The organism is Frankia sp. Allo2, from assembly GCF_000733325.1.
GTDB classification, from domain to species: Bacteria; Actinomycetota; Actinomycetes; order Frankiales; family Frankiaceae; genus Frankia; species Frankia casuarinae.
The window spans coordinates 93,056-119,752 of record NZ_JPHT01000004.1; the positions used below are offsets into that span (position 1 = coordinate 93,056).

The following is a 26,697-nucleotide window of genomic DNA, read 5'->3' on the forward strand; positions in this document are numbered from 1 at the left end:
GAACTGGGACTGGGCCTGAGCTGACGAGAGGACCTGGACGGAGCGCCACTGAAATATGGCGAACCGCTAGGAGAAACGTGTAGCGGCGTTGGCGAGGGTGTCCGGAACGGATTCCGATCGGCAATGCCCGCCCGGGTTCTTTGGCCGGCGCGGTGCCGGACACCATGGCGCTGCGGTGTCCGGCACTCACGTTTCATGGCCATCACGCGCGGGTGGCGGGAATGTGGCGCTCCGGCTTACCTCCGGCGGGCGAGGATGCGGTAGGCGTTCGACCGGCTGCCGGCGGTCAGATAAGGCCGGCTCATCGCGTCCAGGGCCAGGCCTGCCACGAATGCGGGGACCATGGCGGCCGCGGTCAGCGCCCGGACCCTCCGCGGGCGGCCCGGCTCCTCCTCGGTGCGCCACGCTGAGGACGGTGACGGCGCGACAGTCTGGAGCAGCCCGTACAGGGCCATCACCGGGTCCCCCCGCTGATGGACGTCACCGAACCGGATCTCCTGGACCGCGAAGCCACGTTCGCTCAGGGCAGCCGCCAGATTGGCCGCCGGCATAAGGTGCTGATGTTGCGGAATCAGCCATCCCGGCCACAGTTGGCGGTACATACGGGCCGCGGGGCTCTCCGGATTCGGTACCTCGAGCAGCAGATGGCGGCCCGGGGCCAGCGCGAGTGCGGCGGCATCCAGTTCGGCCAGCGGATCCCGGGTGTGTTCGAGGTAGTGGAACATGCTGATGACGTCGTACTGGTCAGCCAGATCGGCGGCGATATCGGGAAATAATCCGCGGTAGGCCCGATCCACCCAGCGTCGGCGTTCCGCCTCCTCGATGCCCGCCCCGATGTCGAGTGCGTCGAACGACGTCGTCGGCCAGACCGTTCTCGCCACGTTACAGAAATGTCCATGGCCGCCTCCCACGTCCAACCAGCGACGGGGCGTCGGTATCGACAGGCTGGCCCGGTGGAGATAAGGGCCCGGGCTGAATCCGAAGACCTCCTCGATCATGGCGGCGCCGAGCCCGTCGTAGAAGTCCCGGTAGTAGAAGTCCAGACCTTCGAAGGAGAGTCGGGGATTCTGGAAGACGTGGCCGCAGTCGCCGCACCGGTCGTAGCGGAACCGGCCGGGCTTCCCCTGGGAGACGTCGCGGCCATTCATGCGTACGGAGAGGTCGTTTCCGCCGCACCACGGGCAGGTCGTGCGAGGCGACTCGAGGAACCGGTCAAGACCGCCGGCGAGCTCCCGCCGGTACTGGGATCTCTTCTCGGCGATCTCCGTGGGGGTGAGCCTGCCCGCCGTTCTGATCGGTCGCGGAGCCCGCGGGCACGTCGCCGGGTCCGGGCCGATGGTCGGTGCGCCGAGAAGATCACGGGTTCGGCTCGGCATCCCCACCAGCTGGAGGAGGGCGCCGCGTCGCCGCGTCAGCATGCTGCGCCGCAGCGTCCCGGGCGTCACCAATAGTCGGCTACCGCCCACGGCGACCGGCTGCAGCCAGGACATCGTCACCGCCGCGAGTGCCGCGAGCGGGTTGCTGGTAGCCCCGAGCAGGATGGCGGCGTCCCGCAGCGCGGGCAGCACCCGTCTGGCGGGCTCCCACGCATAGGCGGCGCGGTGCACGGACAGCCGGGTGCGCCCGTCGTCCGGCTCGGCACCGACCAGGCCGGGCAGCACGGCGAGGTCGGTGGACGCGGCGGCGTGCCGTTTGCACGTCTCGAGCACGGCCACGAGCTCGGCCTCGGTGAGGTCGGTGAGGTCGGTGAGATCGGTGCTGTCCGCGGTGGTGAGGCCGGTGCGGGCCAGCACCTCTGCATCGACGAGCACCGCTTGGAAGGCACCGCGACCGCGGGCCAGCCGGGCTGACCGGTAGGTGGACGGGTCGACCATCCGCGCCAGGTCGAGGATCCGGTGCGCCGACATCTCGGCCGGGACCAGGTCGAGGACCTCGCAGCCGTGCCGACGCGCGTACGCGTCGGCCGCGCGGCGATGCTCGGGGCCGAGACGCACTCCGGAAGCGAGGAGGAGGACGTACGGCGGACGCTGCGCGTGAGGGTCGTCCGAGCCGGGCGCGCCCCCCGGGGGCCCATGGTCCACCGATTCGATGACGTCGATGGCACCTACCCGGCCGCGCAGCCGGATGCTGTTGAGGCCGATCCCCACACACGCGGCTACCGGGAGCCAGCCACGACGCCTCACCATCGGCCTCCTCTGAATATTTGATCCGCATCCGGTCCGCTGTCGGGAAGCCCCCGCAAAATACCTCTTGCCTCCGAATTGCAGCCGAAGCTTCACCGACCGCTCCGCGCTGCGCGGCTGAACCGGGTGGTCAGGCTGAACCGGGGCGGAACACGCAGCTGGGTTCGGCCGCACCCGCCGCGGCACGGGAGAACGTCACCGCAGGCACGCCGGAGCCCTGCGTCAGGGTCACGGGACTGGTCTGATTTTGATCTCCAGCTCTGGCGGTGGTCCGGCGGTGGGCGCGTCCTGGGCGAGGCGGTTCCAGAACTGCTCGACCATGGGTTGCAGCGGGCGAGGGCCGAGTTCGCGGATCAGGATGCCCAGCGCCTGGGTGTGCTCTGGATCGGGCTTGGTGGAAATGCCGGCGGCACGTAGGTCGCGGACCTGGCTGAGGGTGAGGTCGGCGAGCAGGATGATCAGCTGACCGTTTGTATAGCCTGCCGTACCGTCGGACAGCATGAGTATCCGAGAAGCCGTCATCGTCAACACCGCGTCGACCGCGGCCTTTGCAAGGCAGATCGGCCAGACCGCCTACTCCGCCTCGAAGGGCGGGCTGCCCGAGGTGACCCTCGGGGTGATCCCGGGCGCGGGCGGCACCCAGCGGCTGGTGCACGCGGCCGGCAAGGCCACGGCGATGCGGATGCTGCTCACCGGCGAGCCGATCATCGCCGCCGACGCGCTCGCCGACGCGCTCGCCGCCAGGCTGGCCGCCGAGGTCGTCCCCGACACCGGAACCCTTGCCACCGCGACGAAAATCGCCGAACGGATCACCGACAACTTTACCGGCCACTGAGGACAGACTATGACCTACCGATCATCGTGGATGACCGAGGAGCTCGACCAGCTCCAAAACCTCACCCGCACCTTCCTGGCCAAGGAATCCGAACCCAACCACGGGCGGTGGACCGAGCAGCACGCGGTCGACCGCGAGTTCTGGAACAAGGCCGGCGAGATCGGCCTGCTGTGCATCAGCTGCCCCATTGAGTACGGCGGCGGTGGCGGCACGTTCGCGCACGAGGCCGTGGTGTTGCGCGAGCAGGGCTACATCGCCGACGACTGCTGGGCCTACCTGGTGCACAGCCCGATCGTCGCGCACTACATCAACGCCTACGGCAACCACGAGCAGAAGCAGCGCTGGCTGCCCAGACTGGCGTCCGGTGAGTTCGTCGGCGCGATCGCGATGACCGAACCGGGCACCGGTAGCGACCTGCAGGCCGTGCGCACCACCGCCCGGCGTGAGGGTGACCATTACGTGATCAACGGTGCAAAGACGTTCATCACCAACGGTACCCACTGTGACCTGCTCATCATCGTGGCCCGCACCGGCAACGCGCCCGGCGGCAGAGGGCTGTCGCTGATCGTGGCGGAAACCCAGGGGCTGCCGGGGTTCGAACGCGGCCGGGTGCTGCAGAAGATCGGCGCGATGGGCACCGACACCCGCGAGCTGGCCTTCACCGACATGCGGGTGCCTGCGGTCAACCTGCTCGGTCCGGCCGAGGGCCAAGGCTTCGTGCAGCTGGTACAGCAGCTGCCGCAGGAACGGCTGTCCATCGCGGTGAATGCCGCGGCCGCCGCCGAACACGCCGTCGACTTGGCCATCGCCTACGCCAAGGAGCGCACGGCGTTCGGCAAACCCCTGCTGGAATTCCAGAACACCCGGTTCGTGCTCGCCGAGTGCCGTACCGAAGCGCTGGCGCTGCGCACCTTCATCGACCACTGCATCACCGAGCATGTGGCCGGCCGGCTCGACGGAGCAACCGCGTCCATGGCCAAATACCTGGCCACCGACAAGCAGTGCGAGATCGTCGACCGCTGCCTACAGATCTTCGGCGGCTACGGCTACATGACCGAGTACCCCATCGCCCGCATGTACGCCGCCGCCCGCGTCCAGAGGATCTACGGCGGCACCAACGAAATCATGAAGGAGCTCATCGCCCGCTCCCTCTGACCGGCAAGAGACCAACCACGCCTGGAGCCGGGTCTGTTCGGTACGTGGGGGGTTCGGGGGGTTCGGCCCGCCCGGTGGACATGGCGGAACGACAAGGTCCGCCTCCGCGCGGACNAGCCGGGTCTGTTCGGTACGTGGGGGGTTCGGGGGGTTCGGCCCGCCCGGTGGACATGGCGGAACGACAAGGTCCGCCTCCGCGCGGACACGGTTGACCCAGAGTGGAGCGGGTGACCGGGATCGAACCGGCATGGCCAGCTTGGAAGGCTGGGGCTCTGCCATTGAGCTACACCCGCGAGGTGATCGATGCGAGCTTACCCCGTAGAATGAGCAGGCGACGCCTCGGGGCGTAGCGTAGTGGCTAGCGCGCCTGCTTTGGGTGCAGGAGATCGGGAGTTCGAGTCTCCCCGCCCCGACCGATACCCTCGGCGTGTCACCCCCTGTCCAACGTCGTACCAGGAGACCGCCGCGCCGTGAAGGCCACCAAGGAGACCCTCAGCCCGACCCGGGTCAAGCTCACTGTCGAGGTGCCCTTCGACGAGCTCAAGCCCTCGCTCGAGGCCACATATCGCAAGCTTGCCCGCCAGGTCCGGGTCTCGGGCTTCCGGCCGGGCAAGGTCCCGCCGCGCATCCTGGACCAGCGGCTAGGCCGGGGTGTCATCCTGGACGAGGCCGTCCAGGAGGCGCTGCCGCAGCTCTACTCCGAGGCCGTGCAGGCCGAGGAGGTCGATGTGCTGTCCCGGCCCGAGGTGGACATCACCGAGTTCGCCGACGGCGGCCAGCTCGTCTTCACCGCCGAGGTGGATGTCCGGCCCGAGGTGACTCTGCCGGAGTTCTCGGAGCTTGAGATCACCGTTGACGCCGTCGAGGTCACCGACGAGCAGGTCGAGGAGCAGCTCGGCGCGCTGCGTGATCGTTTCGCGGTGCTCACGCCGGTGGAGCGGGCCGTGCAGGCGGGTGACTACGTCTCGCTCGACCTGTCCGCCGAGGCGGACGGCACGCCGATCGATGGTGCCGAGGCGACCGGGCTGTCCTACGAGGTCGGTAGCGGCAACCTGGTCGAGGGTCTCGACGACGCGATCATCGGCGCCACGGACGGCGAGACCCGCNCCTTCACCACGGAGCTGCTCTCCGGTGAGCAAGCCGGTCAGCCCGCCCAGGTGACGGCGACGGTCCGCGGGGTCAAGGAGAAGGAGCTCCCGGCCCTGGACGACGACTTCGCGACCACCGCCAGCGAGTTCGACACCCTCGACGAGCTGCGCGCGGACATCCGGACGCGCCTGGAGCAGTCGCGCCGCACCGAACAGGTCGGCCAGGCCCGGGAGAAGTTGCTGGAAAGCCTCCTGGAGCGGGTGGAGGTGCCGGTGCCCGGCTCGCTGCTCGCCGGCGAGATCGAGGCCCGTGAGCACCGCCTCTCCCGCGAGCTGGAGTACATCGGCACGGACCGCCCGTCCTACCTGGAGACCCTCGGCCAGACCGAGGAGGAGTTCGACGCGGAGGTCCGCGAGTCCGCCGGCAAGGCGATCCGCTCCCAGTTCATCCTGGACGCGGTGATCGATGCCGAGTCGATCGGGATCGACCAGGGCGAGCTGATGGAGCAGCTCATCCTGCGCGCTCAGCGCTCCGGGGTGCAGCCGGACGTCTACGCTCAGCAGCTTGCGCAGGGCGAGGGTCTCACGGCCCTGATGGCCGACGTCCTGCGGACCAAGGCGCTCTTCCTGTTGCTGGAGAACGCCAAGGTCGTCGACGGTGCGGGGACCCCCGTCGAGCTCGCTTTGCCAGCCCGTTCGCAGCCGGACACCGATGCCGACGCCGATCATGACCGCGATGTCACCGTCGCGGCGGAGGCCGTCGCCCCCGGGGACGGGGACGCCACGGTCGAGCCGGTCGAGCCGGTCGAGGCGGAGACCGACGGCAACGGCTGATCAGCGCCTCGCCGCTGGCGCGGTCGCGTTCCTCCCGAAGCAACCATCGGGTCATAACAGGCGAACCGTGGGGGTTGGTCACCGTTCCCACCTGGAACCGTGGCCGGCCCCGCTGTTCGTCTCATCATCGCCGCCTTCCGTGACCGGACGGCGCCGCGCCGAACCAGCCCGCACCCGGCTGGCCATGAGCGCCCACCGGCCCCGGGCTGGCCGGGCTGGCCCGTCCTCACGCCCAGCGCGAACATCGGGCGGGAAGGGCGGGAACTGGGGCGTGTCACAGATAGTGTCGAGCCGGTCAATCAGCCGTCCCATGTGAGGAAGTCGAGGAGCTGACCGTGAGTAACATCGCAGCCCCGCGCCTGCCGGTTCCGGGTCCGGACCTTCGTGCACCCGGTCAGGGTGGACCCGCGTTCGACGACCAGGTGTTCAACCGTCTGTTGGCCAACCGCATCGTCTTCCTCGGCTCGGTCGTCGAGGACTCGATCGCCAACGCGATCTGCGCGCAACTCCTGCTGCTCAACGCGGAGGATCCGACCCGCGACATTTTCCTCTATATCAACTCGCCGGGTGGGTCGGTGAGCGCCGGTATGGCGATCTACGACACCATGCAGTTCGTCGAGAATGATGTCGCGACCGTCTCGCTCGGTCTCGCCGCGTCGATGGGGCAGTTCCTGCTCTGCGCCGGTGCGTCGGGCAAGCGCTACTCCCTGCCGCACGCGCGGATCATGATGCACCAGCCGTCCGGTGGTATCGGGGGCACCGCCTCCGACATCGCCATCCAGGCGGAGCAGATGCTGTACACCAAGCNGATGATGCAGGAGCGCATCGCCTTCCACACCGGTCAGCCGATCGAGCAGATCGAGCGCGACTCCGACCGGGACCGGTGGTTCACAGCCGAGGAGGCCAAGGACTACGGCTTCGTCGACCACGTCGTCCAGCAGGCCCGCCAGGTTCCCAGCGAAGGCCCGGTGAGCTGAGCGGAGCCCCCGCTCACCGGATCGAACCGTCGTCATCCGTCCCGGAGGCAGCCACCATGTTCCACGACACGCTGTACCAGCAGATGCGGCACGAGCAGGCCCGCCAGGCAGCCGCCCAGCCGCAGGGCCGCTACGTCCTGCCGAACATCATCGAGAAGACCTCCCGCGGCGAGTACGGCATGGATCCGTATTCGAAGCTGCTCAAGGAGCGGATCGTCTTTCTCGGTGTGCAGATCGATGATGTGTCGGCGAACGACGTGATGGCGCAGCTGCTGTTCCTGGAGTCCGAGGATCCCGACCGGGACATCTCGATCTACATCAACTCGCCGGGTGGGTCGTTCACGTCGTTGACGGCGATCTACGACACGATGCAGTTCGTGCGGCCGGACATCTCGACGATCTGCATGGGTCAGGCGGCGTCGGCGNCGGCGGTGCTGCTGGCGGCGGGCACGCCGGGGAAGCGGTTCGCGCTGGNGAACAGCCGGATCCTCATCCACCAGCCGTCGGCGCAGGGCGAGGGCCAGTCGAGCGACATCGAGATCCAGGCGCGGGAGATCCTGCGGATGCGGTCTCTGCTGGAGCGGATGCTCGCCGTCCACACCGGCAAGAAGGAAGAGGACATCCGCAAGGACATCGAGCGTGACAAGATCTTCAGTGCCGACGAGGCCAAGGAGTACGGCCTGATCGACGAGGTCATCAAGACCCGGAAGTCCTCCCGGCTCGCCACCGCTCGCTGAGGTGCCGGGCCGGCGGTCCGAGCCCGCGGTCGGAGCCTCGCGAGGCGTGACGTCTCGTGAGGCCGGCCCGCGGTCGTCGGCCGTCGGCCGCTACCACACCCGACGCGCCGATGCGGTGAAACCCGGTCAGCGGTTCTCGTCCGTGACGCGATGGCCTAATGGGACTGCGTGGACGGGCGAGGGCGGCCAAGGTGACCGTAGGCTGACCGGTATGAGCCGAGCGATTGGGCTCTCACCGGACGGCTCGGCGGGGTACCGTCCCCACGGGGATGGTTGCAGGCAGACACGCGACGACTGGGCGGTGTCAACCGCCCCTGACATGCAGGCGACACCATCGTCTGGACGAAGGGACTGAGTCCTCGGTGGCACGCATCGGTGATGGCGGTGACCTGCTCAAGTGCTCGTTCTGCGGTAAGTCGCAGAAGCAGGTGAAGAAGCTCATCGCCGGCCCTGGCGTCTATATCTGCGACGAGTGCATCGATCTCTGCAACGAGATCATCGAGGAGGAGCTGTCCGAATCCTCCGAGCTCAAATGGGACGAACTGCCCAAGCCGCGCGAGATCTACGAGTTCCTCGACAGTTACGTGGTGGGGCAGGAGACGGCGAAGAAGACCCTCTCCGTCGCGGTCTACAACCACTACAAGCGGGTCCAGGCGGGCGGATCCAGCGGTGACGGGAGCAAGGGCGAGGTCGAGCTCGCGAAGAGCAACATCCTGCTGCTCGGGCCGACGGGCTGCGGCAAGACGCTGCTCGCCCAGACTCTNGCGCGAATGCTCAACGTCCCGTTTGCCATCGCCGACGCCACCGCGCTGACCGAGGCGGGCTACGTCGGGGAAGACGTCGAGAACATTCTGCTCAAACTCATTCAGGCCGCCGACTATGACGTCAAAAAGGCCGAGACCGGGATTATCTACATCGACGAGGTCGACAAGATCGCCCGGAAGTCGGAGAACCCGAGCATCACGCGGGACGTGTCCGGTGAGGGCGTGCAACAGGCCCTGTTGAAGATCCTCGAAGGCACCACGGCCAGCGTGCCGCCACAGGGCGGGCGCAAGCACCCGCATCAGGAGTTCATCCAGATCGACACGACGAACGTGCTGTTCATCGTGGGCGGGGCGTTCGCCGGGCTCGACCGGATCATCGAGTCGAGGATCGGCAAGAAGTCGCTGGGGTTCCGCGCCGTACTGCACGGCAAGGACGACCCGGACGGATCCGATGTCTTCGGCGACATCATGCCCGAGGACCTGCTGAAGTACGGCATGATTCCGGAGTTCATCGGCCGGCTCCCGGTGATCACCAGCGTGTCCAACCTGGATCGTGAGGCGCTGATCCGCATCCTCACCGAGCCGAAGAACGCCCTCGTCCGCCAGTACAAGCGGCTGTTCGAGCTGGACAGCGTCGACCTCGACTTCACCTCGGACGCGCTCGAGGCCATCGCGGACCAGGCGATCCTGCGTGGGACCGGTGCTCGTGGGCTGCGGGCAATCATGGAAGAGGTCCTGCTCTCGGTGATGTACGACATCCCGAGCCGCAAGGATGTGGCCCGGGTCGTCGTCACCCGCGAGGTCGTGCTGGAGCACGTCAATCCGACGCTGGTCCCGCGCGACGTCGTGTCCAAGCGGGCTCCCCGCCAGGAGAAGTCGGCCTGACGGCGCCTACCCGGCGCCCACTCGGCGTGTCCCGTGCGACTCGGCGCGGCCCGCGCGTCGGGTCACTCAGTGCATTCCGTGCGTCGGGTCCAGCGCGGTCAGGGTCCGGCGGGCCTCAGCCAGATGGTAGAAGGACCCGGTCACCAGGATCGCCCCNCCCGGCCCCGCCGCGTCCCGCAGGGCGTGGCGGACGGCGCAGCCGACGTCGGATGCGGCGTGGGCCGGCATCGCCCGCGCCCGCGCCGCGCAGACCAGGTGCTCGGCGCGGATGGCCCGCGGTGACGCCGGTTCGCAGGCGATCAGCGAGCTGATCGGTTGGTGGCGCAGTTCCGCGAGAGTCCCCTCGTAGTCGTGACCGCGCAGCGCCCCGTAGACGACGGTCCACTCTCGCCCGGGGAACTCCTCACGCAGGGACCGGGCGAGCGCCGCGCCCGCTGCCGGGTTGTGCGCCCCGTCAAGCACGCACAGCGGCTGTGCGCGCACGATTTCCAGGCGTCCCGGCGCCCGGACGCCCCCGAGACCGGTCCGGACCACGACGTCGGGGAGGGAATGACCGACGAAGGTCTCCACGGCGGCCAGGGCGCACGCCGCGTTGGCATCCTGATAGGAACCGTGCAGGGACAGTCGCACGTCGTCGTAGCGCGCCTGCGGGGTGNGNAANCCGCCCCGTCGACCCGCCGCGTCCGGGTGGCCGGCGACCGCGGCGAAGTCCCGACCCAGCCGCAGGACGTCCGTGGCCGGGGTCCGGGCGAAGATGTCGTCGAAGCGGGGGTCCACCTCGCCGAGCACCAGGTGACTGCCGGGCTTGACGANCCCGGCNTTCTCGCGGGCCACGCCCGCCATACTCCCGGCGTAGTCCAGATGATCAGCGCCGATGCTGGTGACGACCGCGACCCGCCCGTCGGCGATGTTCGTGGCGTCCCAGCGACCGAGCAGGCCCACTTCGACCACGGCGACGTCGACGGCCAGGTCGGCGAACCATCGGAAGGCGGTGGCCGTCAGCAGCTCGAAGAAGGTGGGCCGTCCACTCATCGGGGCGGCCGCGTCCAGGACGGTGCCCACGCAGCGTCCGAACTCCTCGTCGCCGATCGGTCGGCCGTCGACGACCAGACGCTCGTTCACCCGCTCCAGATGCGGACTGGTGTACAGCCCCNCCCGCAGCCCCGCCGCGCCCAGCAGCGCCGAGATGATCCGCGCCGTCGAGGTCTTGCCGTTCGTGCCGGTCAGGTGGATCAGCGGAACCGCCNGGTGCGGANCCCCGAGCCGGCCCGCCAGCTCCCGCATCCGGTCAAGGCTCGGCACCGGCCGACCCGCCGGCATCGTCTGCTTTTCGAGATCCACCGTGTTGTTCAGGGCGGCCCACGCCGACTCGTACGTCCACTTCACAGGCTGGTTCCACTTCACCGGCTGGTTTCGCCCTCCTTCGACCTGGGGTCGACAGTAGTCCGCGGACAGGTGCGCCGGACGCGTCCTTTGCGGGGGAGCGCGGGTACCGGCGTGGGCACCTGCGTAGGCGGGAGTGAACCCGGTGGACCCGTCCCATCGGGCCGTACCATCGGGGATGTGACAGGCGCTGCCGGGACCGCCGGAACCACCCATGCTCCTGATCACGAGCGGGAGGGTCCACGCGCGTTCGCGGCCGAGTACTCCCAACGCCGCGACATCCGCGCCCGGCCGGGCTTCGACCGGCTGCGCCGTCTGCTGGATCTGCTCGGCCAGCCGCAGCGGGCCCTTCCGAGCATCGTGGTGACCGGTTCGGTGGGGAAGAGCTCCACGGTGTCCGCGATCACCGCACTGCTGCACTCGTTCGGCATCCGCGCGGGATCGTTGAGTTCGCCGGGCTGGCTCGGGGCCGAGCAGCGGGTGGGGTTGGCCGACGCCACGATCGATTCCGACGTCCTCGGCCGCGCCTACGCCGATATCGCGCCGTACCTGCCGCTGATCGAGGATGACGGCCGGCTGAGCGCCTTCGAGCTGCTTGCCGCCGTGGCCTTCGCCGCCTTCGCCGACGCCCCCGCCGACCTCGCCGTGATCGAGTCCGGCTGGGACGACGCCGGCGAGCTGAGCGCACTGCTCGACGCGCCGGTGTCGGTCGTCACCCCCGTGGCGGTGGGCGAGTGGGAGCCGGCGGCGGGCCTGGACCGGATCACCACGCGGACGGCGGGAGTCATCCGCGCCGACACCCTGGTCGTGCTGGCCCAGCAGGTCCTGCCCGCCGCGCAGGCGCTGCTGCGGCGCGCCGCCGAGACCGGGGCGATGGTCGCCCGGGAGGGGCTGGAGTTCGGTGTACTCGGCCGGCAGGTGGCCGTCGGGGGGCAGATGATCACGCTGAAGGGGCTGGGCGGCACCTACGAGGAGATCTTCCTGCCGCTGCACGGCGCGCATCAGGCCCATAACGCGGCGGTCGCGCTGGCCGCGGTCGAGGCGTTCCTCGGCGGCGGGCGCAACCAACTCGACGTCGATGCGGTCCGCGCCGGTTTTGCCGAGGTGGACTCCCGGGGCCGGCTGGAGGTCGTCCGCCGGTCCCCGACGATCATTCTTGACGTGGCCGGCTCGCCTGTGGCGGCGGGCGCGCTGGCCGCGGCGCTCGACGAGGCGTTCACCTTCGACGTCCTTGTCGGGGTCATCGCCATCGAGCGCGAGGTCGAGAGTGCCGCCGCTCGGGACGGTGGTGGCGAGCGGGACGGTGCCGCCGAGCGGGACGGTGCCGCCGAGCGGGAGGCAGCGGAGCTCCTGGCCGTCCTGGAGCCGGTCCTGAACACGGTGGTGGTCACCGCCGGTGCTGGGCCCGGATGGCTGCCGGTCGACGGTCTCGCCGCGGTCGCCGTGGGTGTCTTCGGCTCCGACCGGGTGGAGGTCGTACCCCGGTTGGACGACGCGCTCGACGCCGGGGTGCGCCTCGCCGAGGAGGACGCCGATCTGGGTGGCGCCGGCGTGGTGGTCACCGGTTCGGCCTCCGTCGTGGGTCGGGCCCGGGCGTTGCTGCGTCCGTGACGTCCTCCTGGGTTTTCCGACATGTTCCCGACGCGTTCCTGATGCGGTTGCGGGGCGTTCCCGGGACGCCGCGGTCCCGTCACGGTGCGGACGTGGGCACCCTGTAAGTTGGCGAGGGATCCTTGGGTCCCTCGTCGAGGACGACGAAGTCGATGATCGAGAAGGAGTACCGTGTCCGTCGAGCGCACCCTCATCCTGGTCAAGCCCGATGGCGTCAGCCGTGGCCTCGTCGGTGAGGTCGTCGGCCGGCTCGAGCGCAAGGGGCTCACTCTGGTGGCGCTCGAACTGCGCACGTTGGAGCGGTCCGTCGCCGAGACGCACTACGGAGAGCATGCCAGCAAGCCGTTCTTCGGTGAACTGGTCGACTTCATCACCTCCGGGCCGCTGGTGGCCCTCGTGGCCGAGGGGCCGCGTGCGGTGGAGGCGTCGCGTGGGCTGATCGGCGCAACCGATCCGGTCAAGGCCGCGCCCGGCTCGCTGCGTGGGGACTACGCGCTGGAGATCGGCCAGAACCTCGTGCACGGCTCGGACTCGCCGGAGTCTGCCAAGCGGGAGATCGACCTCTTCTTCCCGGGCCTGAGCTGACCGCGTAGCCGTTCACACCGACCGGGGCGTTCCCGAGACGCATCGAGACGCCTCCGGTCGGATTTCGGGTGGCCTGGCCTGGCCTGGCCGGGCCGGGACCGTGGGCGTGTCGCCCTCGTGACTCATGGGTGTGCGCAGGGCGGTTCCGGCCCAAGGGTGACACGAAACCGGCCCATCACCGACCGGGGCGGCGAGGGGCCCGGTGTCGGTCTACCCTTCAAGTACTTGCCCGGAGCGTGTCCGGTGGGTCGCGGTAACCGACAGGGTCGTGGTCGGTGGCCGTGGTCGAATTCCCGGTGGGCGCCCGGGTCGTCTTGTCCGATCTACGAACTCTGTACGTGTTCCACGCGCTTCTCCGGCTCCTCGGTAGGCCGTGCCTGTCGGTCGCGCCGGAGGCGGCCAGGACCGCATCCCCCGGGAAGGTCGGTACCCGACGATGTCCAGTTCGCTGTCGTTCCTCGGTCGTGACATGGCCGTCGACCTCGGTACCGCCAACACGCTGGTGTACGTGCGTGGCCGCGGGATCGTCCTCAACGAACCGAGCGTGGTCGCGATCAATACCACCACCTCGGGCATCCTCGCCGTCGGAACCGACGCCAAGCGGATGATCGGCCGGACGCCCGGCAACGTGGTGGCCGTGCGGCCGCTGAAGGACGGCGTCATCGCCGACTTCGAGACGACCGAGCGGATGCTGCGCTACTTCATCCAGAAGGTGCACCGGCGGCGCCATTTCGCCAAGCCCAGGCTGGTCGTATGCGTGCCCTCCGGCATCACGGGCGTGGAACAGCGGGCCGTGAAGGACGCCGGCTATCAGGCCGGCGCCCGCAAGGTCTACATCATTGAGGAGCCGATGGCCGCGGCGATCGGCGCTGGTCTGCCGGTGCACGAGCCGACCGGCAACATGGTCGTGGACATCGGCGGGGGNACCACCNAGGNCGCCGTGATCTCACTGGGCGGCATCGTCACCAGCCAGTCGATCCGTACCGCCGGGGACGAACTCGACGTCGCGATCATCTCCTACGTCAAGAAGGAGTACTCGCTGATGCTCGGCGAACGCACCGCCGAGGAGATCAAGATGGCGATCGGGTCGGCGCACAAGGTTCCCGACGAGCCCAGCGCCGAGATCCGTGGGCGTGACCTGATCACCGGACTGCCGAAGACGATCGTGGTGACCGCGGAGGAGATCCGCAAGGCGATCGAGGATCCGGTCAACGCGGTCATCGACGCGGTGAAGGTGACCCTCGACCGCTGCCCGCCGGAGCTCTCCGGCGACATCATGGACCGCGGCATCGTCCTCACCGGCGGCGGGGCGCTGCTGCGCGGTCTCGACGAGCGGCTGCGGCAGGAGACCGGCATGCCGATCCACATCGCGGAGAATCCACTGCATTCGGTTGCAATGGGGTCGGGCAAGTGTGTGGAGGAGTTCGAGGCCCTACAGCAGGTACTGATCTCCGAGCCGCGGCGCTAGGCGCTTGCGCAGGGCCTTTGCCGATCCCTTCCCATTGGACCGATCCCTTCCCATTGGATATAGCCGGAGCGGTGCCTGGTGCCGCGTGGCCGTCGCCACGCGGCACCGGATCGCGTAAGAGTGTGTTCGGAGGGTGTTGTGGGCCGTGGCACGAGGCGATCTCGCCTGGTGATCGTCGCCCTGCTCATCATCGCCTTCACTCTGATCACCTTGGACTACCGGACCGGGAGATCGGCCACCGGAGCACGTGGGGTTCTGCACTCGATCTTCGGGGGGGTCGAGAACGGCGTCACGACGGTCACCCGCCCGATTGGCCGGACCGCCTCCTCCCTGACGCATCCGAACCGCTATCACGACCGGGCGGATCGACTCGCGGAGGAGAACGCCCGCCTGCGCCGCCAGATCGCCGACGACACCGAGATCGGCCGGATGTCGACCGAACTCGCCGACCTCCGGTTGTTGGCGGACAAGGGCCAGTACACCATCGTGCCGGCGAAGGTGATTGCGGTCGGTGACGTGACGGGGACGGACTGGACCGTCACCATCAACGCCGGCAGGGCCGACGGCATCGTGGTCGACAAGACCGTGCTCAATGCCGACGGGCTGGTCGGCACGGTGTCCGGCGTGACCGAGCACACCGCAATCGTCCGGCTGGCCTGCGACCCGGGTAGTCACATCGGAGCACGGCTCGAACGCACCCAGCTGCTCGGTGCCGTGGCCGGTGGGCAGGGACCGGGCACGTTGACCTTCACGCTGTACGACGCCTCATATCGGGTGCAGAAAGGTGATCGGCTGGTCACCTTCGGCAGTCTCGACTACGTCGCCGGCGTCCCGATCGGTATGGTCACCAAGGTCACTGACGTCGATGGTCTGTCGCGGACCGCCGAGGTCAAACCGTACGCGTCGGTCGGCACCCTGGACCTGGTCGGGGTGGTGGTCGGCAAGCCACCGGCCGACCCCGGCGACCGGGTGCTGACGCCCAGGCCGGTGCCGACCGAGCCGGCCGCGTCCGTTCCGCCGACCGCGTCCGTTCCGCCGGCCCCGCTGTCACCCACCGCTGGGTCGCCGGTGGGGGGATCATTGGCCGGGGCGGCATCCGGCGTCGGGGGCGGAGCGGGTTGAGCGTGATGTGGGGCATCGCCGGCCCTGAGGAGACCCTGCGCGGGCGCGCCGTCGTGGCCGCGGTCGTGCTCCTGACCGTCGCCCTGATCCTCCAGGTCTCCGTGATCGCCCGGCTGGGTCTGCCCGGTGGCCGGCTTGACCTCATGCTCGTTCTGTTGGCAGCGATCGCGCTGATCGAGGGGCCATTGCTCGGCGCGGTCGCCGGCTTCGTGGCGGGATTGCTGGCCGATCTGTCCTCCAGTCATGTCCTCGGTCAGACTGCTCTCGTTTTGTGTCTGATCGGTTACGCTGTCGGACTGGCGATGGATGCGGCGGAGCGGTCGGTGGTGGTTCCCCTGGCGGCGATCGGTGGGGCGAGTGTGCTGGGCACTCTCGGATACGCCGCCACCACCTCGATCCTCGGTGAGGCGGCGTTGACGGGAGGTCAGGCTGTGCTGCGGGCGTTGGTAGCCGGCGTCTACGCCCTCCTGCTCACCCCGTTCCTGTTCCCGTTGCTGCTCGCGGGCTCCCGGCGGCTGGCCGGCGGTCGACGGCGGGAGCCGCGGTGAACGACCGGATGCGGGTCCGCGTCCTGCTGCTGCGCGTGCTGGTCGTCTCCCTGCTCATCACACTCGGCGCGCGGCTGTGGGTGCTCCAGATCCTGGACGGTGACCGTTACCGCCGGGTTGCCGAGACCAACCGGGTCCGCGAGGTGGTGACGCCCGCGACCCGGGGGATGATCCTTGACGACAAGGGGCAGGCCCTCGTCCGAAACCGTACGTCGCTGGTCATCTCGGTGAACCGGTCGACCACGGATCGGCAGGCCGACCAGGGCAGGGCCGTCCTCGCCCGCCTCGCCGCGGTGATCGGCACCCCCGCGGACGAGCTCGCCCGGCGAATCCGGTTCTGTAGCGCCCAGGTGAAGCCGCCCTGCTGGAACGGATCGCCCTACCAGCCGGTACCGGTCGCCAAGGACGTCAGTCCGCGGCAGGCCCTCGCCGTCATCGAACATCCCGACCGCTTCCCCGGTGTCTCCGCCGACCTGCAGGCCGTCCGCGAGTACCCGCATGGCGCGCTGGCCGCGCACGAGCTGGGCTATCTCGCGCCGGTCAGTCAGGACCAGCTCGACAAGCAGGGGGATGAGAAGGGCTACCACCTCAACAGCCTGATCGGCGTCGCCGGTCTGGAGAGCACCTATGACGACGAGCTGCGCGGCACCGANGGGGTGGAACGCCTGGAGGTGGACCGGTTCGGCCGGGTGGCCGGTACCGCGTCGACCATCGCGCCGCTCAGCGGTGACCACCTGGTGCTCAACCTCGACCTCGACGTGCAGCAGGCGGTCGAGCAGGCGCTGACGGAAACGATCAAGAAGCTCGGGGGCGGCCCGCGCACCGCCTCCGCGGTTGTGCTGGACGTGCGCACCGGCGGGGTGATCGCGATGGCGAGCCTGCCGTCCTACGACCCGTCGGTCTTTAGCGGTGGGGTCTCGGAGAGCGATTACCGGGCGCTGTCCGATCCCGCGAACGGCATCCCGCTGCTCTCGCGGGCCTACCAGGGGTCGGGGCCGGCCGGCTCCACCTTCAAGGCCATCTCCACCGCCGTCGCGATGCAGAACCTGGGCGCCAAGGGGAACGACCGCTACGACTGCGCGCCCAGCCTGCAGATCGGTGACCAGGTCTTCCACAATTTCGACGGCGAGTCGGCCGGTCCGATCACCCTGCACCAGGCGCTGGTCATTTCCTGTGACGTCATCTTCGACAAGTTCGCCTACGACGCCTGGCTCGCGGACGGCGGGCTGCGTAACGGCCGTGGGCCCTACTCCCCCCCGAAAGAATACTTCGTCAAGATGGCCCAGGCGATGGGCTTCGGCCGGACCACCGGGCTGGATCTGCCCGGCGAGACGCGGGGCTCCGTCGTCGACCGCGCCGGCGCCAAGGCGATCTGGGCGGAGCTCAAGGACTCCTACTGCCGGCGGGCCAAGAACGGCTACCCGGAGGAACCCGACCCGGCCAAGGCCGAGCGGTACCGCAAGTACGCCGCCGAGGCGTGCGTTGACGGCTACCTGTACAACGCCGGTGCCGCCACCCAGTTCGCGATCGGCCAAGGCCAGTACCTGTCGCTGAGCCCGCTGCAGCTCGCCGTCGCCTACGCGGCCATCGCCAACGGCGGCACCCTGTACAAGCCCACCCTCGCCAAGGCCACCGTGTCTCCGGACGGCAAGGTCGTCAGGACCTTCGCGCCGCGCCGGGCCGGGACGCTGCCGGTCTCACCGGAGAACCTCGCCTACATCCGGGACAGCCTGCGCGGGGTGACGACGGAGGGCGGGGGCACCGCCACCGGCGTCTTCGCGGACTGGCCGAGCGACGTCGTCCCGATCGCGGCGAAGACCGGAACCGCCGAGGTTGAGGGTAAAGGGGACACCTCCTGGTTTGCCTCCTTCGCGCCGGCGAACGACCCCCAGTTCGCCGTCGTGGTCACCATCCCGGACTCCGGGACCGGCGCGGAGTTCGCGGCTCCGGTGGCCAAACAGATCTACCAGGCAATCTACGGTGTCGGCCGGCCGGCGGCGATGCCGGGTGGGAAACCGCCGGCCGGGCTGCCGAAGCTCAACCGGGACGGGACGATCGCGGCGGCGTCACCGCAGCCCGCCCCCGCGACGCTGGCCTCGCCGGCCGGATCGGCGCCGGGCCCGGCCGCCCCCCTGCCCGGCACCAGCGGCGCGGGCGTGACGGCGACGGGCCGGGCGCCGCCCTGACGGCCACCTCGTGCCGTGAGGACGGCGCCTCGGGATGGGGGCGGGGTCTCGGGGGATGGGGTGGGAGCCCAGGACGTGAATGTCGTGTCGGCGTGACGGTGGTGGCGGGAGGCGCAGTGGTAGACGAAGCGGGACCCACCGCACTTCGATCGTCTCCGGTGCCCATCCGGGGGCGGATCGGGCACCTGCGGGAGAGGGCTTCCGGGCCCCACTCGCCGCTGCGCCGGCTCGACTGGCCGCTGCAGCTCTGCGTCATCGCGTTGTCCGTTCTCGGTGCTCTGCTGGTCTGGTCGGCGACCCGCCAGCGGCTCAGCGAGGCGGGCAGTGATCCCAACACCTTCCTCGATCGGCACCTGCTGAACCTGGCCATCGGGCTGGTGCTCGGCGCGGTTGCGACCGTCATCGACTACCGGGCGGTGCGGGCCTACGCGCCCTTCGTCTATCTCGGCTCGCTCGTCGGGCTCGTCGCGGTACTCCTGTTCGGTTCGACGATCAACGGCGCACACTCGTGGATTGTGCTGCCTGCCGGCTTCCAGCTGCAGCCGTCCGAGTTCGCCAAGATGGCGCTCGTGGTCGGCGCGGCGATGATCCTCGGTGAGAAACACGAGGACCGGCACACGGGAGTCCGGCGCGGCGCCCCTGGCCACGGTGACGTGCTGCTCGTGCTCGGGCTCGCCGTGGTCCCGATCGGCTTGATCATGTTGCAGCCGGACTTCGGTACCGTCATGGTTCTGGTCTTCACCACCCTCGGCATGCTGGCGGTCAGCGGCGCGCCGCGCCGATGGGTGCTGGGGCTGATCCTCTGCGGTGTGCTGTTCGGCGGCGCGATCCTCCAGTTCCATCTTCTGAAGCCGTACCAGGAGGCCCGGCTGACCTCGTTCGTCTCCGAGAACAAGGCATCGTCCGGCACGGGCTACAACGTCGACCAGGCGATGATCGCGATCGCCAACGGCGGAATCTCCGGACGGGGCCTGCTGCACGGCCAGCAGACCCAGGGCCAGTTCGTCCCGGAACAGCAGACGGACTTCGTGTTCAGTGTCGCGGGGGAGGAGTTGGGATATCTCGGGGGTGGCGGAATCATCGTGTTGCTCGGCGTGGTTCTGTGGCGGGCCCTGTCGATCGGCTTCGGCTCGCAGGACTCCTTCGGCGCGCTCGTCGCCACCGGGGTCGTCTCCTGGTTCACCTTCCAGGCGTTCGTCAACATCGGCATGTGCCTGGGCATCATGCCGGTCACCGGCCTGCCGTTGCCTTTTCTCTCCTACGGCGGTTCGTCGATGTTCGCAAACATGATTGCTGTCGGACTCCTGCAGAACGTGCGGCTGCGATCCCGATCGGACCCGTATGCCTCCTGAGCTCGCTCGGCGGCGCTTCCCGGGTCGGCGGCGCTTCCCGGGTCGGCCGCGCTTCCCGGGTCGGCCGAGCGTCGAGGTGGACCTGGCGCGTGCCGTAGGCTCGCATGCATGTCCGGACAGTCGCTGTTCGCTCGCCTGGAGCCGCTGCTCCCGCGGGTGCGAAGGCCCGTGCAGTACGTCGGAGGCGAAGGCAACTCCACGGTCAAACCCTGGGACTCCGCGGCCGTCCGCTGGTGCCTGATGTATCCGGACGCCTACGAGATCGGCCTGCCCAACCAGGGACTACAGATTCTGTACGAGATCCTCAACGAGCAGCCGGATGTGCTCGCCGAGCGCACCTACTCGGTGTGGCCGGACCTGGAAGCGTTGCTGCGCGAGCACGGGCTGCCGCAGTTCACGGTGGACGCCCACCGCGCGGTGGGCGATTTCGACCTGTTGGGCGTCAGCTTCGCCACCGAACTCGGGTATACCAACCTGCTGACGGCACTCGATCTTGCCGGGATCTCGTTGCACGCGGCCGAGCGCACCGACGCCGATCCGCTGGTCGTCGCGGGGGGGCATGCCGCCTTCAATCCCGAGCCGATCGCCACGTTCGTCGACGCCGTCGTGCTCGGCGACGGCGAGCAGGCCGTGCTGGGCATCACCGACGTGGTTCGCGCCTGGAAGGCGGCCGGGAGTCCCGGTGGCCGGGGCGAGCTGTTGCACCGGCTGGCCTGCCGGCGCCTGGTGTACGTGCCGGCGTTCTACGACGTCTCCTACCGGCCCGACGGCCGTATCCGGTCGGTCACCCGCAACCGGGACGACGTGCCGGCCCGGCCGAGCAAGCACACGCTGTCCGATCTCGACTCCTGGCCGTATCCGAAGGCTCCGCTGGTCCCGCTCGCCGAGACGGTGCACGAGCGGATGAGCGTGGAGATCTTCCGCGGCTGCACCCGGGGCTGCCGGTTCTGCCAGGCCGGGATGATCACCCGTCCGGTGCGTGAGCGCAACATCGCCACCATCGGTGCGATGGTCGACGCGGGGCTGCGCGCGACGGGCTTCTCCGAGGTCGGCCTGCTGTCGTTGTCGAGCGCGGACCACACCGAGATCGGCGAGATCGCCACCGGTCTCGCCGACCGGTACGAGGGCGCCAACGTCTCGTTGAGTCTGCCGTCCACTCGGGTGGACGCCTTCAACGTCACGCTCGCGAACGAATTCTCCCGTAACGGCCGGCGTAGCGGGCTGACCTTCGCCCCCGAGGGCGGCTCCGAGCGGCTGCGTCGGGTCATCAACAAGATGGTCAGTGCCGAGGACCTGGTCCGCACCGTTAGCACCGCTTACGCTCACGGCTGGCGGCAGGTGAAGCTCTATTTCATGTGCGGCCTGCCGACCGAGACCGACGAAGACGTGCTGGAGATCGCCGACCTCGCCAGGGAGGTCATCCGGGCCGGTCGGCGGGTCAGCGGGCAGCGCGACATCCGCTGCACCGTGTCGATCGGCGGGTTCGTGCCCAAGCCGCACACCCCGTTTNAGTGGGNGGGGCAGGCGCCGCACGAGGTGACCGACGCCCGGCTGAAGCTGCTCCGTGATGCCGTGCGCGCCGATCGTGAGGTGGGTCGGGCGATCGGTTTCCGTTACCACGACGGTCGGCCTGGCATCATCGAGGGCCTGCTGGCCCGCGGTGACCGCCGGGTGGCTGCGGTGATCGAACGGGTCTGGCGAGACGGCGGCCGCTTCGACGGCTGGAACGAGTACTTCTCGTTCGAACGCTGGGAGTCCGCGTGCGCGGCGGAGCTCGAACCGCTGGGGGTGTCGCTGGACTGGTTCACCACCCGCGAGCGTGACGAACGCGAGGTGCTGGCCTGGGATCACCTCGACGCGGGCCTCGACCGGGACTGGCTGTGGGCTGATTGGCAGGATGCGCTGAGCGGGAATGAGCTCGATGACTGTCGCTGGACACCCTGCTACGACTGCGGGGTCTGTCCAACGATGGGCACCGACACCCAGATCGGCCCGACCGGACGNCGGCTGCTCCCCGTGCTTGCGGTGTCGAACCTCCAGGGCCCCGGGTCCGGGCAGGCCGAGCGACCGCAGCCGGCCATTCAACCCGATCCCGCGACCACGCCGCGGCTCGCCCCGGCTCCGGTGGGCAGTGGCGCGGCGACCTGAGGGGCCGCCGCCTCCGCCGGTGGTCGAACGGGTGCGACTTCGTTTCGCGAAGCGGGGCCGGCTGAGATTCCTCTCACATCGGGACGTGGCGCGAACGTTCGAGCGCGCATTGCGCCGCGCCGGGGTCCCGATGGCCTATTCGGCGGGATTCAGTCCGCATCCGCGGATCTCGTGGCTGGGTGCCGCGCCGACCGGGGCAGCCAGTGAGGCCGAATACGTCGAGCTGGCCCTGGCAGCCTCGGTCGATCCGGAGGCGCTGCGGGTCGGCCTGGACGCCGTTCTTCCGCCGGGGCTGGACGTGCTCGCGTGCCACCGGGCGGAAGGCGGCAGCCTCGCCGAGCGGATCGACGCCTCGCGGTGGTCGGTACGGTTGCCGGGTGCCTCCGGTCCGGAGGTCTCCGCCGCCGTGCGGGAGCTGTTGCGCCGCGACGTGGTCGAAGTTGAGCGGGCGACGAAGGACGGCAGGCGACGGTTCGATGTGCGCGCGGCAGTGGTCTCCGCCGTTTGCCGCGCAGAGAACGACACGTGTGCGATACTGGAGATGGTCGTGCGGCACACGACGCCCGCTGTACGACCAGACGACGTGCTGACCGCCCTAGGCGTGGTAGCCGGCCTGCGCTCGTCGGCGCCGCCCGAGTCCACCCGGCTCGAACAGGGCCGACTGTGTGAGGACGGCACTGTGGCGGACCCGCTGGCGCAGGACCGCAACGGCGCTGGCCGGCTGGTGGGTTGAACCTCAGCGTGTTGCAGGGCGTCGCAGGATTCCCCGGCGGTACCCGCGCCGGACCGAGACAGTGGCTTCTGCGCGGTCGCGACTGCATGAGCAGCGCGCCCGGGAGCCCGAGAGGCTTCTTAACCCGTGCCCGACGACGATCTGACCATCCAGACTGAATCCGAGCCCACCCGACCGGCGGCGCGTAGGCGCAGGGCCGCGGGACGAGCGGCAGGCCCACCCGCCGACGACCATGCCACCGCCGGGCCGAACGTGACCGATGTGGCGCCAGCCGGGAATCCGGTTCCGGACGACCCGGCCGTCGCACAGGTCCCGGGCGGGCCCCTTCGAGACGAGACCTCCGGCGACGCACCCTCGGCGCCGGCCGAGGGCCGGCGCCGTCGCCGGGACGCCGGTTCGACCACCCGCGCCCGGATGACCCGCGGCTCCGCCAGGGCCAGGATGGAACCGGCGGATACCACCGAAGCCGACGCTCCCTCGACCACCCCGGTCGGCGAACCAGGTCCGGTCGATAAACCCGCCACCGTCGAATCCGTCACTGTCGTCCCGGCCCGGGACGACACGGCCCGGGACGACACGGTGGAGGCCACCGAACCGGTGCCGGCGCGGCGCACCCGGGCGGCACGCAGCCGCCGCGCGGTGCGTGAGGTGACCGAGGTGCCGGTTGCCCCTCCCGCCGAGGACGCCCCTCCCGCCGAGGACGCCCCTCCCGCCGAGGACGCCCCTCCCACCGAGGACGCGCCGCGGGACGTCGTATCGCCGGACGTCGCTGCGAAGCCGAAACGGACCAGGGCCCGTCGTGCCATCTCCGGACTGATGACGCCCGCTGCCGCGGTGCCGGACCCGGCCGGGTCCGGCACCGCGGCGGCCGGGCCGGTCGCCGCCGGGCCTGGCGATGCGACCATCCTCGGTCCGGCGATGCCGGATGTCGGTGCGACCGGGTCCGTCGGTGTACCCGCGGGTTCGACCGCCGCCGTGGCGTCGGCTCCCGACACGCCCGGGCCTACGGACACATCCGGGCCTACGGACACGCCTGGGCCCACGGAACCGGAGTCCGCGCAGCCCGGGACCGACGAGCCCGGCGTCGCCGAGCCGGCGGCCCGGGAGTCGACCGCTGAGTCGAGATCTGCCGAGCCGAGCTCTGCCGAGCCGAGCTCTGCCGAGCCCGAGGCCGGCAGCACCCGGAGCGCGGCGACAAGGGCCAGGCGGGCGACCGCTCCGACCTGGGCCGGGATCCATAACGAGCCGGTCGTCGAGACGATGATCCGTCCCGTGCTCCGGCGACCGGCCGCCATGGTGACCTTCCAGGCTCCCGAACCGGCGGTCGTGGAGGCTCGCTGGCGGCGTGCCGCCGAACTCGGATCCGCCGCCACCGCGGTGGATGCCGTGGCGGGCACGGCGTTCCCGTCCGCCGAGCGGCGGCATGCCGAGGCACCGGCTCACCCCCGGGACGAGGCGGACGTGGCCACCGATCCCGACACGACCGATCCCGACACGATGGGCGACCTCACGGGCGGCGAGGAGGACAGCGAATTCGACGACGACCCGGATGGGGGCGGCTCGGCCTCCACCCGCCGTCGGCGCCGTGGTCGCCGTGGTCGTGGTCGGGCCCGGGGCGACGAGGACGGCGTGGAGTCCGGCCCGGAGGACGGCGCCGCGGCCGCGGACGACACGGGTCGCGAGGGTGTGGCACAGGACACGGACGGTGTGGACGGCTCGTCCGTGGCCGGGCAGGGAACCGGGTCGGTGCCCGCCGTCGCGTCGGATGAGGGCGCCGAGACGACCCCCGGCGCGGCGGAGGAAAGTGCCGAGCGTGACGGTGAGGACGAGGACGACCGGCTGGGAGGGGCCCGCCGTCGGCGGCGGCGGCGCCGTCGCGCCGGCGGCGACGAGCCGGCGCTCGCCGACGACCCGCCGAACACGGTCGTCCACGTCCGGGAGACCCGCAAGGACGAGGACCTGGTCCGGGGGCTGAGCGGGTCCACCCGTCTGGAGGCCAAGCGTCAGCGGCGCCGGGAGGGCCGCGACAGTGGTCGGCGTCGGCCACCGATCGTCACCGAGGCGGAGTTCCTGGCCCGGCGGGAGTCGGTCGAACGCCGGATGGTCGTCCGCCACGCGGGGGAGCGCACCCAGATCGCCGTGCTGGAGGACGGGGTACTCGTCGAGCACTTCGTGACCCGGGCGAGCTCGTCGTCCTATGCGGGCAACGTCTACCTCGGCCGAGTACAGAACGTGCTGGCCAGCATGGAGGCGGCCTTCGTCGACATCGGTAAGGGACGCAATGCCGTCCTCTACGCCGGCGAGGTCAACTACGACGCATCCGGGCTGGACGGTCGGCCTCGCAAGATCGAGCAGGTGCTCAAGTCCGGTCAGTCGGTCCTGGTCCAGGTGTCCAAGGATCCGATCGGGCACAAGGGCGCGCGGCTCACCAGCCAGATCAGTCTGCCGGGGCGGTACCTGGTGTTCGTCCCGGACGGACAGAACGCCGGGATCAGCCGCAAGTTGCCGGACACCGAACGAGCTCGGCTCAAGAGCATCCTGAAGAAAATCACGCCCGAGGACGGTGGGGTCATCGTGCGCACCGCAGCCGAGGGTGCCAGCGAGGCCGAGCTGGAACGCGACATCGAGCGGCTCGCCGCCCAATGGGAGGACATCGAGCGCAAGGCGAAGAAGGCGTCGGCGCCCTCGCTGCTCTACGGCGAGCCGGACCTGGTCGTCCGGGTGATCCGGGACATCTTCAACGAGGACTTCACCGAGCTGGTCGTCCAGGGCTCGGGTGAGGCCATCACGATCGAGGAGTACATCGACACAGTGGCTCCCGACCTGCGGTCGCGGATCCGCCGCTACACCGGAACCGGTGACGTCTTCGCCGAGTACCGGGTAGACGAGCAGCTCGCCAAGGCCCTCGACCGCAAGGTCTGGCTGCCCTCGGGTGGATCGCTCGTCATCGACCGGACCGAGGCGATGACGGTCATCGACGTCAACACGGGCAAGTTCACCGGCAAGGGCGGCAACCTCGAGGAGACGGTCACCAAGAACAACCTGGAAGCCGCCGAGGAGATCGTCCGTCAGTTGCGGCTGCGGGATATCGGTGGCATCATTGTCATCGACTTCATCGACATGGTTCTGGAGAGCAACCGAGAACTGGTCCTGCGCCGGCTCACCGAGTGCCTTGGCCGGGACCGTACCCGGCACCAGGTCGCCGAGGTGACCAGCCTCGGGCTGGTCCAGATGACCCGCAAGCGGGTGGGGCAGGGCCTGCTGGAGGCGTACAGCGAGCCGTGCGTGCACTGCAACGGCCGCGGGGTGGTCATCCACCTCGACGGCGGCAGCGGTGCACACGCCGCAGCCGGCGTGCCGAGCGGGACCATTGTGTCCGGTGCCGGTCAGCCGACTCCGGTGGCGGTGCCCGCGCCGGCGGAGGGGTCCGGGTCCGGTCGTCGGGTCCGCTCCTCGTCCGCGAGTGCCGTGTCCGCGAGTGCCGTGTCCACGAGTGCCGTGTCCACGAGTGCCGTCGACGGCCCCGCGATCATCGCCGCCGCGTCGGCCGAGCCTACGTCCGCATCCGAATCCGAGGCGTCCGGCGGACCTGGCGAACCCATCGGATCCGCCGCATCATCGACGCCCGACGCCGCGGAGAACGTCGCCGTGACGGCCGGCGAGGGTGCGATAGCCACCGCGGGCGTTACCGCCGCGGATACGGTGCCCGCGCCCGAGCCCGCGCATGCGGCCGACAGTGCGGCGGGGCCGGCGGGCGGGGCCGCAGCTGCCGCCGCCCCGGGACTCGGGGCAGCCGGTTCCCCAGCCGGGTCGAACGGGCATGTGCCCGCTGGCGGTGGCTCCGGCGCGGGCGGCCTCGAGGAGGCCCTGCCGCCGGTGTACGCCAACTCCGATGATCCCGACAGCCTCGCGACCGCGGACAACGCCTTGTCCACTGTGGGCAAACCGGCCCGGGGCCGACGACGGCGGGCCTCCCGGCCGGTGTCCAAGCCGGCCGAGTCGCTGGAGTCCGTGCCCTCGGCGGAACCCCCGAGCGCCTGACCCGCCAGAGATCCGGTGCCGCTGGTCCGTCAGCTTGTCTCTGGAGCGGAAGGACCCCGCGG

19 protein-coding genes and 2 tRNA genes are annotated in these 26,697 nt (G+C 70.0%); 17 read left to right on the forward strand and 4 right to left on the reverse strand.

Annotation, left to right across the window (positions count from 1 at the left end):
• Positions 1 to 236 precede the first annotated feature (236 nt).
• Together ALLO2_RS04990 and ALLO2_RS04995 are read right to left on the reverse strand one after the other, a co-directional pair.
• Positions 237 to 2,186: a class I SAM-dependent methyltransferase gene (locus ALLO2_RS04990; RefSeq protein ID WP_023840466.1), complete on the reverse strand. Its 1,950-nt coding sequence runs from the start codon at positions 2,184 to 2,186 to the stop codon at positions 237 to 239.
• Positions 2,187 to 2,411: 225 nt separating this feature from the next.
• The gene (locus ALLO2_RS04995; protein WP_011435636.1) at positions 2,412 to 2,705 is read right to left on the reverse strand and encodes a hypothetical protein; all 294 of its coding nucleotides are present in this window, start codon (positions 2,703 to 2,705) and stop codon (positions 2,412 to 2,414) included.
• On the opposite strand from ALLO2_RS04995, the gene ALLO2_RS05000 reads away from it, so the two are divergent.
• The gene (locus ALLO2_RS05000; protein WP_023840467.1) at positions 2,683 to 3,018 is read left to right on the forward strand and encodes an enoyl-CoA hydratase-related protein; all 336 of its coding nucleotides are present in this window, start codon (positions 2,683 to 2,685) and stop codon (positions 3,016 to 3,018) included. The genes ALLO2_RS04995 and ALLO2_RS05000 overlap by 23 nt on opposite strands.
• A gap of 9 nt (positions 3,019 to 3,027) precedes the next feature.
• Entirely contained in the window at positions 3,028 to 4,173 is a 1,146-nt protein-coding gene (locus ALLO2_RS05005) for an acyl-CoA dehydrogenase family protein (RefSeq protein WP_011435637.1), read from the forward strand.
• A gap of 219 nt (positions 4,174 to 4,392) precedes the next feature.
• Here ALLO2_RS05005 and ALLO2_RS05010 read toward each other — a convergent pair.
• Positions 4,393 to 4,466, reverse strand: a tRNA-Gly gene (locus tag ALLO2_RS05010).
• A 47-nt stretch (positions 4,467 to 4,513) separates the two neighbouring features.
• Here ALLO2_RS05010 and ALLO2_RS05015 point away from each other — a divergent pair.
• The 5 genes from ALLO2_RS05015 to clpX all read left to right on the forward strand — a co-directional run bounded on the left by ALLO2_RS05015 (position 4,514) and on the right by clpX (position 9,458).
• Positions 4,514 to 4,586 (forward strand) — tRNA-Pro (locus ALLO2_RS05015).
• Between the two features lie 57 nt (positions 4,587 to 4,643).
• The gene (gene tig, locus ALLO2_RS05020; protein WP_035730022.1) at positions 4,644 to 6,095 is read left to right on the forward strand and encodes a trigger factor; all 1,452 of its coding nucleotides are present in this window, start codon (positions 4,644 to 4,646) and stop codon (positions 6,093 to 6,095) included.
• Positions 6,096 to 6,430: 335 nt separating this feature from the next.
• Positions 6,431 to 7,072 (forward strand): ATP-dependent Clp protease proteolytic subunit, encoded by a 642-nt coding sequence (locus tag ALLO2_RS05025; RefSeq protein ID WP_035730024.1) that lies wholly within the window; start codon positions 6,431 to 6,433, stop codon positions 7,070 to 7,072.
• A gap of 83 nt (positions 7,073 to 7,155) precedes the next feature.
• Complete coding sequence (locus ALLO2_RS05030) at positions 7,156 to 7,809, forward strand: ATP-dependent Clp protease proteolytic subunit (RefSeq protein ID WP_198030949.1); 654 nt, start codon at positions 7,156 to 7,158, stop codon at positions 7,807 to 7,809.
• A gap of 362 nt (positions 7,810 to 8,171) precedes the next feature.
• Positions 8,172 to 9,458, forward strand: a complete 1,287-nt coding sequence (clpX, locus tag ALLO2_RS05035) for an ATP-dependent Clp protease ATP-binding subunit ClpX (protein ID WP_011435651.1) — start codon at positions 8,172 to 8,174, stop codon at positions 9,456 to 9,458.
• A 66-nt stretch (positions 9,459 to 9,524) separates the two neighbouring features.
• Here clpX and ALLO2_RS05040 read toward each other — a convergent pair whose 3' ends face one another.
• Entirely contained in the window at positions 9,525 to 10,844 is a 1,320-nt protein-coding gene (locus ALLO2_RS05040; protein ID WP_035730028.1) for a folylpolyglutamate synthase/dihydrofolate synthase family protein, read from the reverse strand.
• A 177-nt stretch (positions 10,845 to 11,021) separates the two neighbouring features.
• Here ALLO2_RS05040 and ALLO2_RS05045 point away from each other — a divergent pair, with 177 nt between their 5' ends.
• The 10 genes from ALLO2_RS05045 (at position 11,022) to ALLO2_RS05090 (ending at position 26,635) form a co-directional block, all read left to right on the forward strand.
• A complete protein-coding gene (locus ALLO2_RS05045) occupies positions 11,022 to 12,452 on the forward strand; it encodes a dihydrofolate synthase (protein ID WP_011435653.1) in 1,431 nt (476 codons plus the stop codon).
• A gap of 171 nt (positions 12,453 to 12,623) precedes the next feature.
• Positions 12,624 to 13,037, forward strand: coding sequence for a nucleoside-diphosphate kinase (gene ndk, locus ALLO2_RS05050; protein ID WP_011435654.1), 414 nt, complete (start codon positions 12,624 to 12,626; stop codon positions 13,035 to 13,037).
• A gap of 436 nt (positions 13,038 to 13,473) precedes the next feature.
• A complete protein-coding gene (locus ALLO2_RS05055) occupies positions 13,474 to 14,505 on the forward strand; it encodes a rod shape-determining protein (RefSeq protein WP_035730168.1) in 1,032 nt (343 codons plus the stop codon).
• A 138-nt stretch (positions 14,506 to 14,643) separates the two neighbouring features.
• Positions 14,644 to 15,627 carry a rod shape-determining protein MreC gene (mreC, locus tag ALLO2_RS05060; protein ID WP_011435656.1) on the forward strand — a complete coding sequence of 328 codons (984 nt, stop codon included), beginning with the start codon at positions 14,644 to 14,646 and terminating at the stop codon, positions 15,625 to 15,627.
• A gap of 5 nt (positions 15,628 to 15,632) precedes the next feature.
• Positions 15,633 to 16,175 carry a rod shape-determining protein MreD gene (mreD, locus tag ALLO2_RS05065; protein WP_011435657.1) on the forward strand — a complete coding sequence of 181 codons (543 nt, stop codon included), beginning with the start codon at positions 15,633 to 15,635 and terminating at the stop codon, positions 16,173 to 16,175.
• Positions 16,172 to 18,361 carry a penicillin-binding protein 2 gene (gene mrdA / locus ALLO2_RS05070; protein ID WP_035730031.1) on the forward strand — a complete coding sequence of 730 codons (2,190 nt, stop codon included), beginning with the start codon at positions 16,172 to 16,174 and terminating at the stop codon, positions 18,359 to 18,361. The genes mreD and mrdA overlap by 4 nt, the downstream gene beginning before the upstream one ends.
• Positions 18,362 to 18,477: 116 nt before the next feature.
• Positions 18,478 to 19,713 (forward strand): rod shape-determining protein RodA, encoded by a 1,236-nt coding sequence (gene rodA, locus ALLO2_RS05075; protein WP_011435659.1) that lies wholly within the window; start codon positions 18,478 to 18,480, stop codon positions 19,711 to 19,713.
• 108 nt (positions 19,714 to 19,821) lie between these two features.
• A complete protein-coding gene (locus ALLO2_RS05080) occupies positions 19,822 to 21,861 on the forward strand; it encodes a TIGR03960 family B12-binding radical SAM protein (RefSeq protein ID WP_035730033.1) in 2,040 nt (679 codons plus the stop codon).
• The gene (locus ALLO2_RS05085) at positions 21,845 to 22,594 is read left to right on the forward strand and encodes a TIGR03936 family radical SAM-associated protein (RefSeq protein WP_011435661.1); all 750 of its coding nucleotides are present in this window, start codon (positions 21,845 to 21,847) and stop codon (positions 22,592 to 22,594) included. The genes ALLO2_RS05080 and ALLO2_RS05085 overlap by 17 nt, the downstream gene beginning before the upstream one ends.
• 441 nt (positions 22,595 to 23,035) lie before the next feature.
• Entirely contained in the window at positions 23,036 to 26,635 is a 3,600-nt protein-coding gene (locus tag ALLO2_RS05090) for an Rne/Rng family ribonuclease (protein ID WP_083342663.1), read from the forward strand.
• The last annotated feature ends 62 nt before the right edge of the window (positions 26,636 to 26,697 follow it).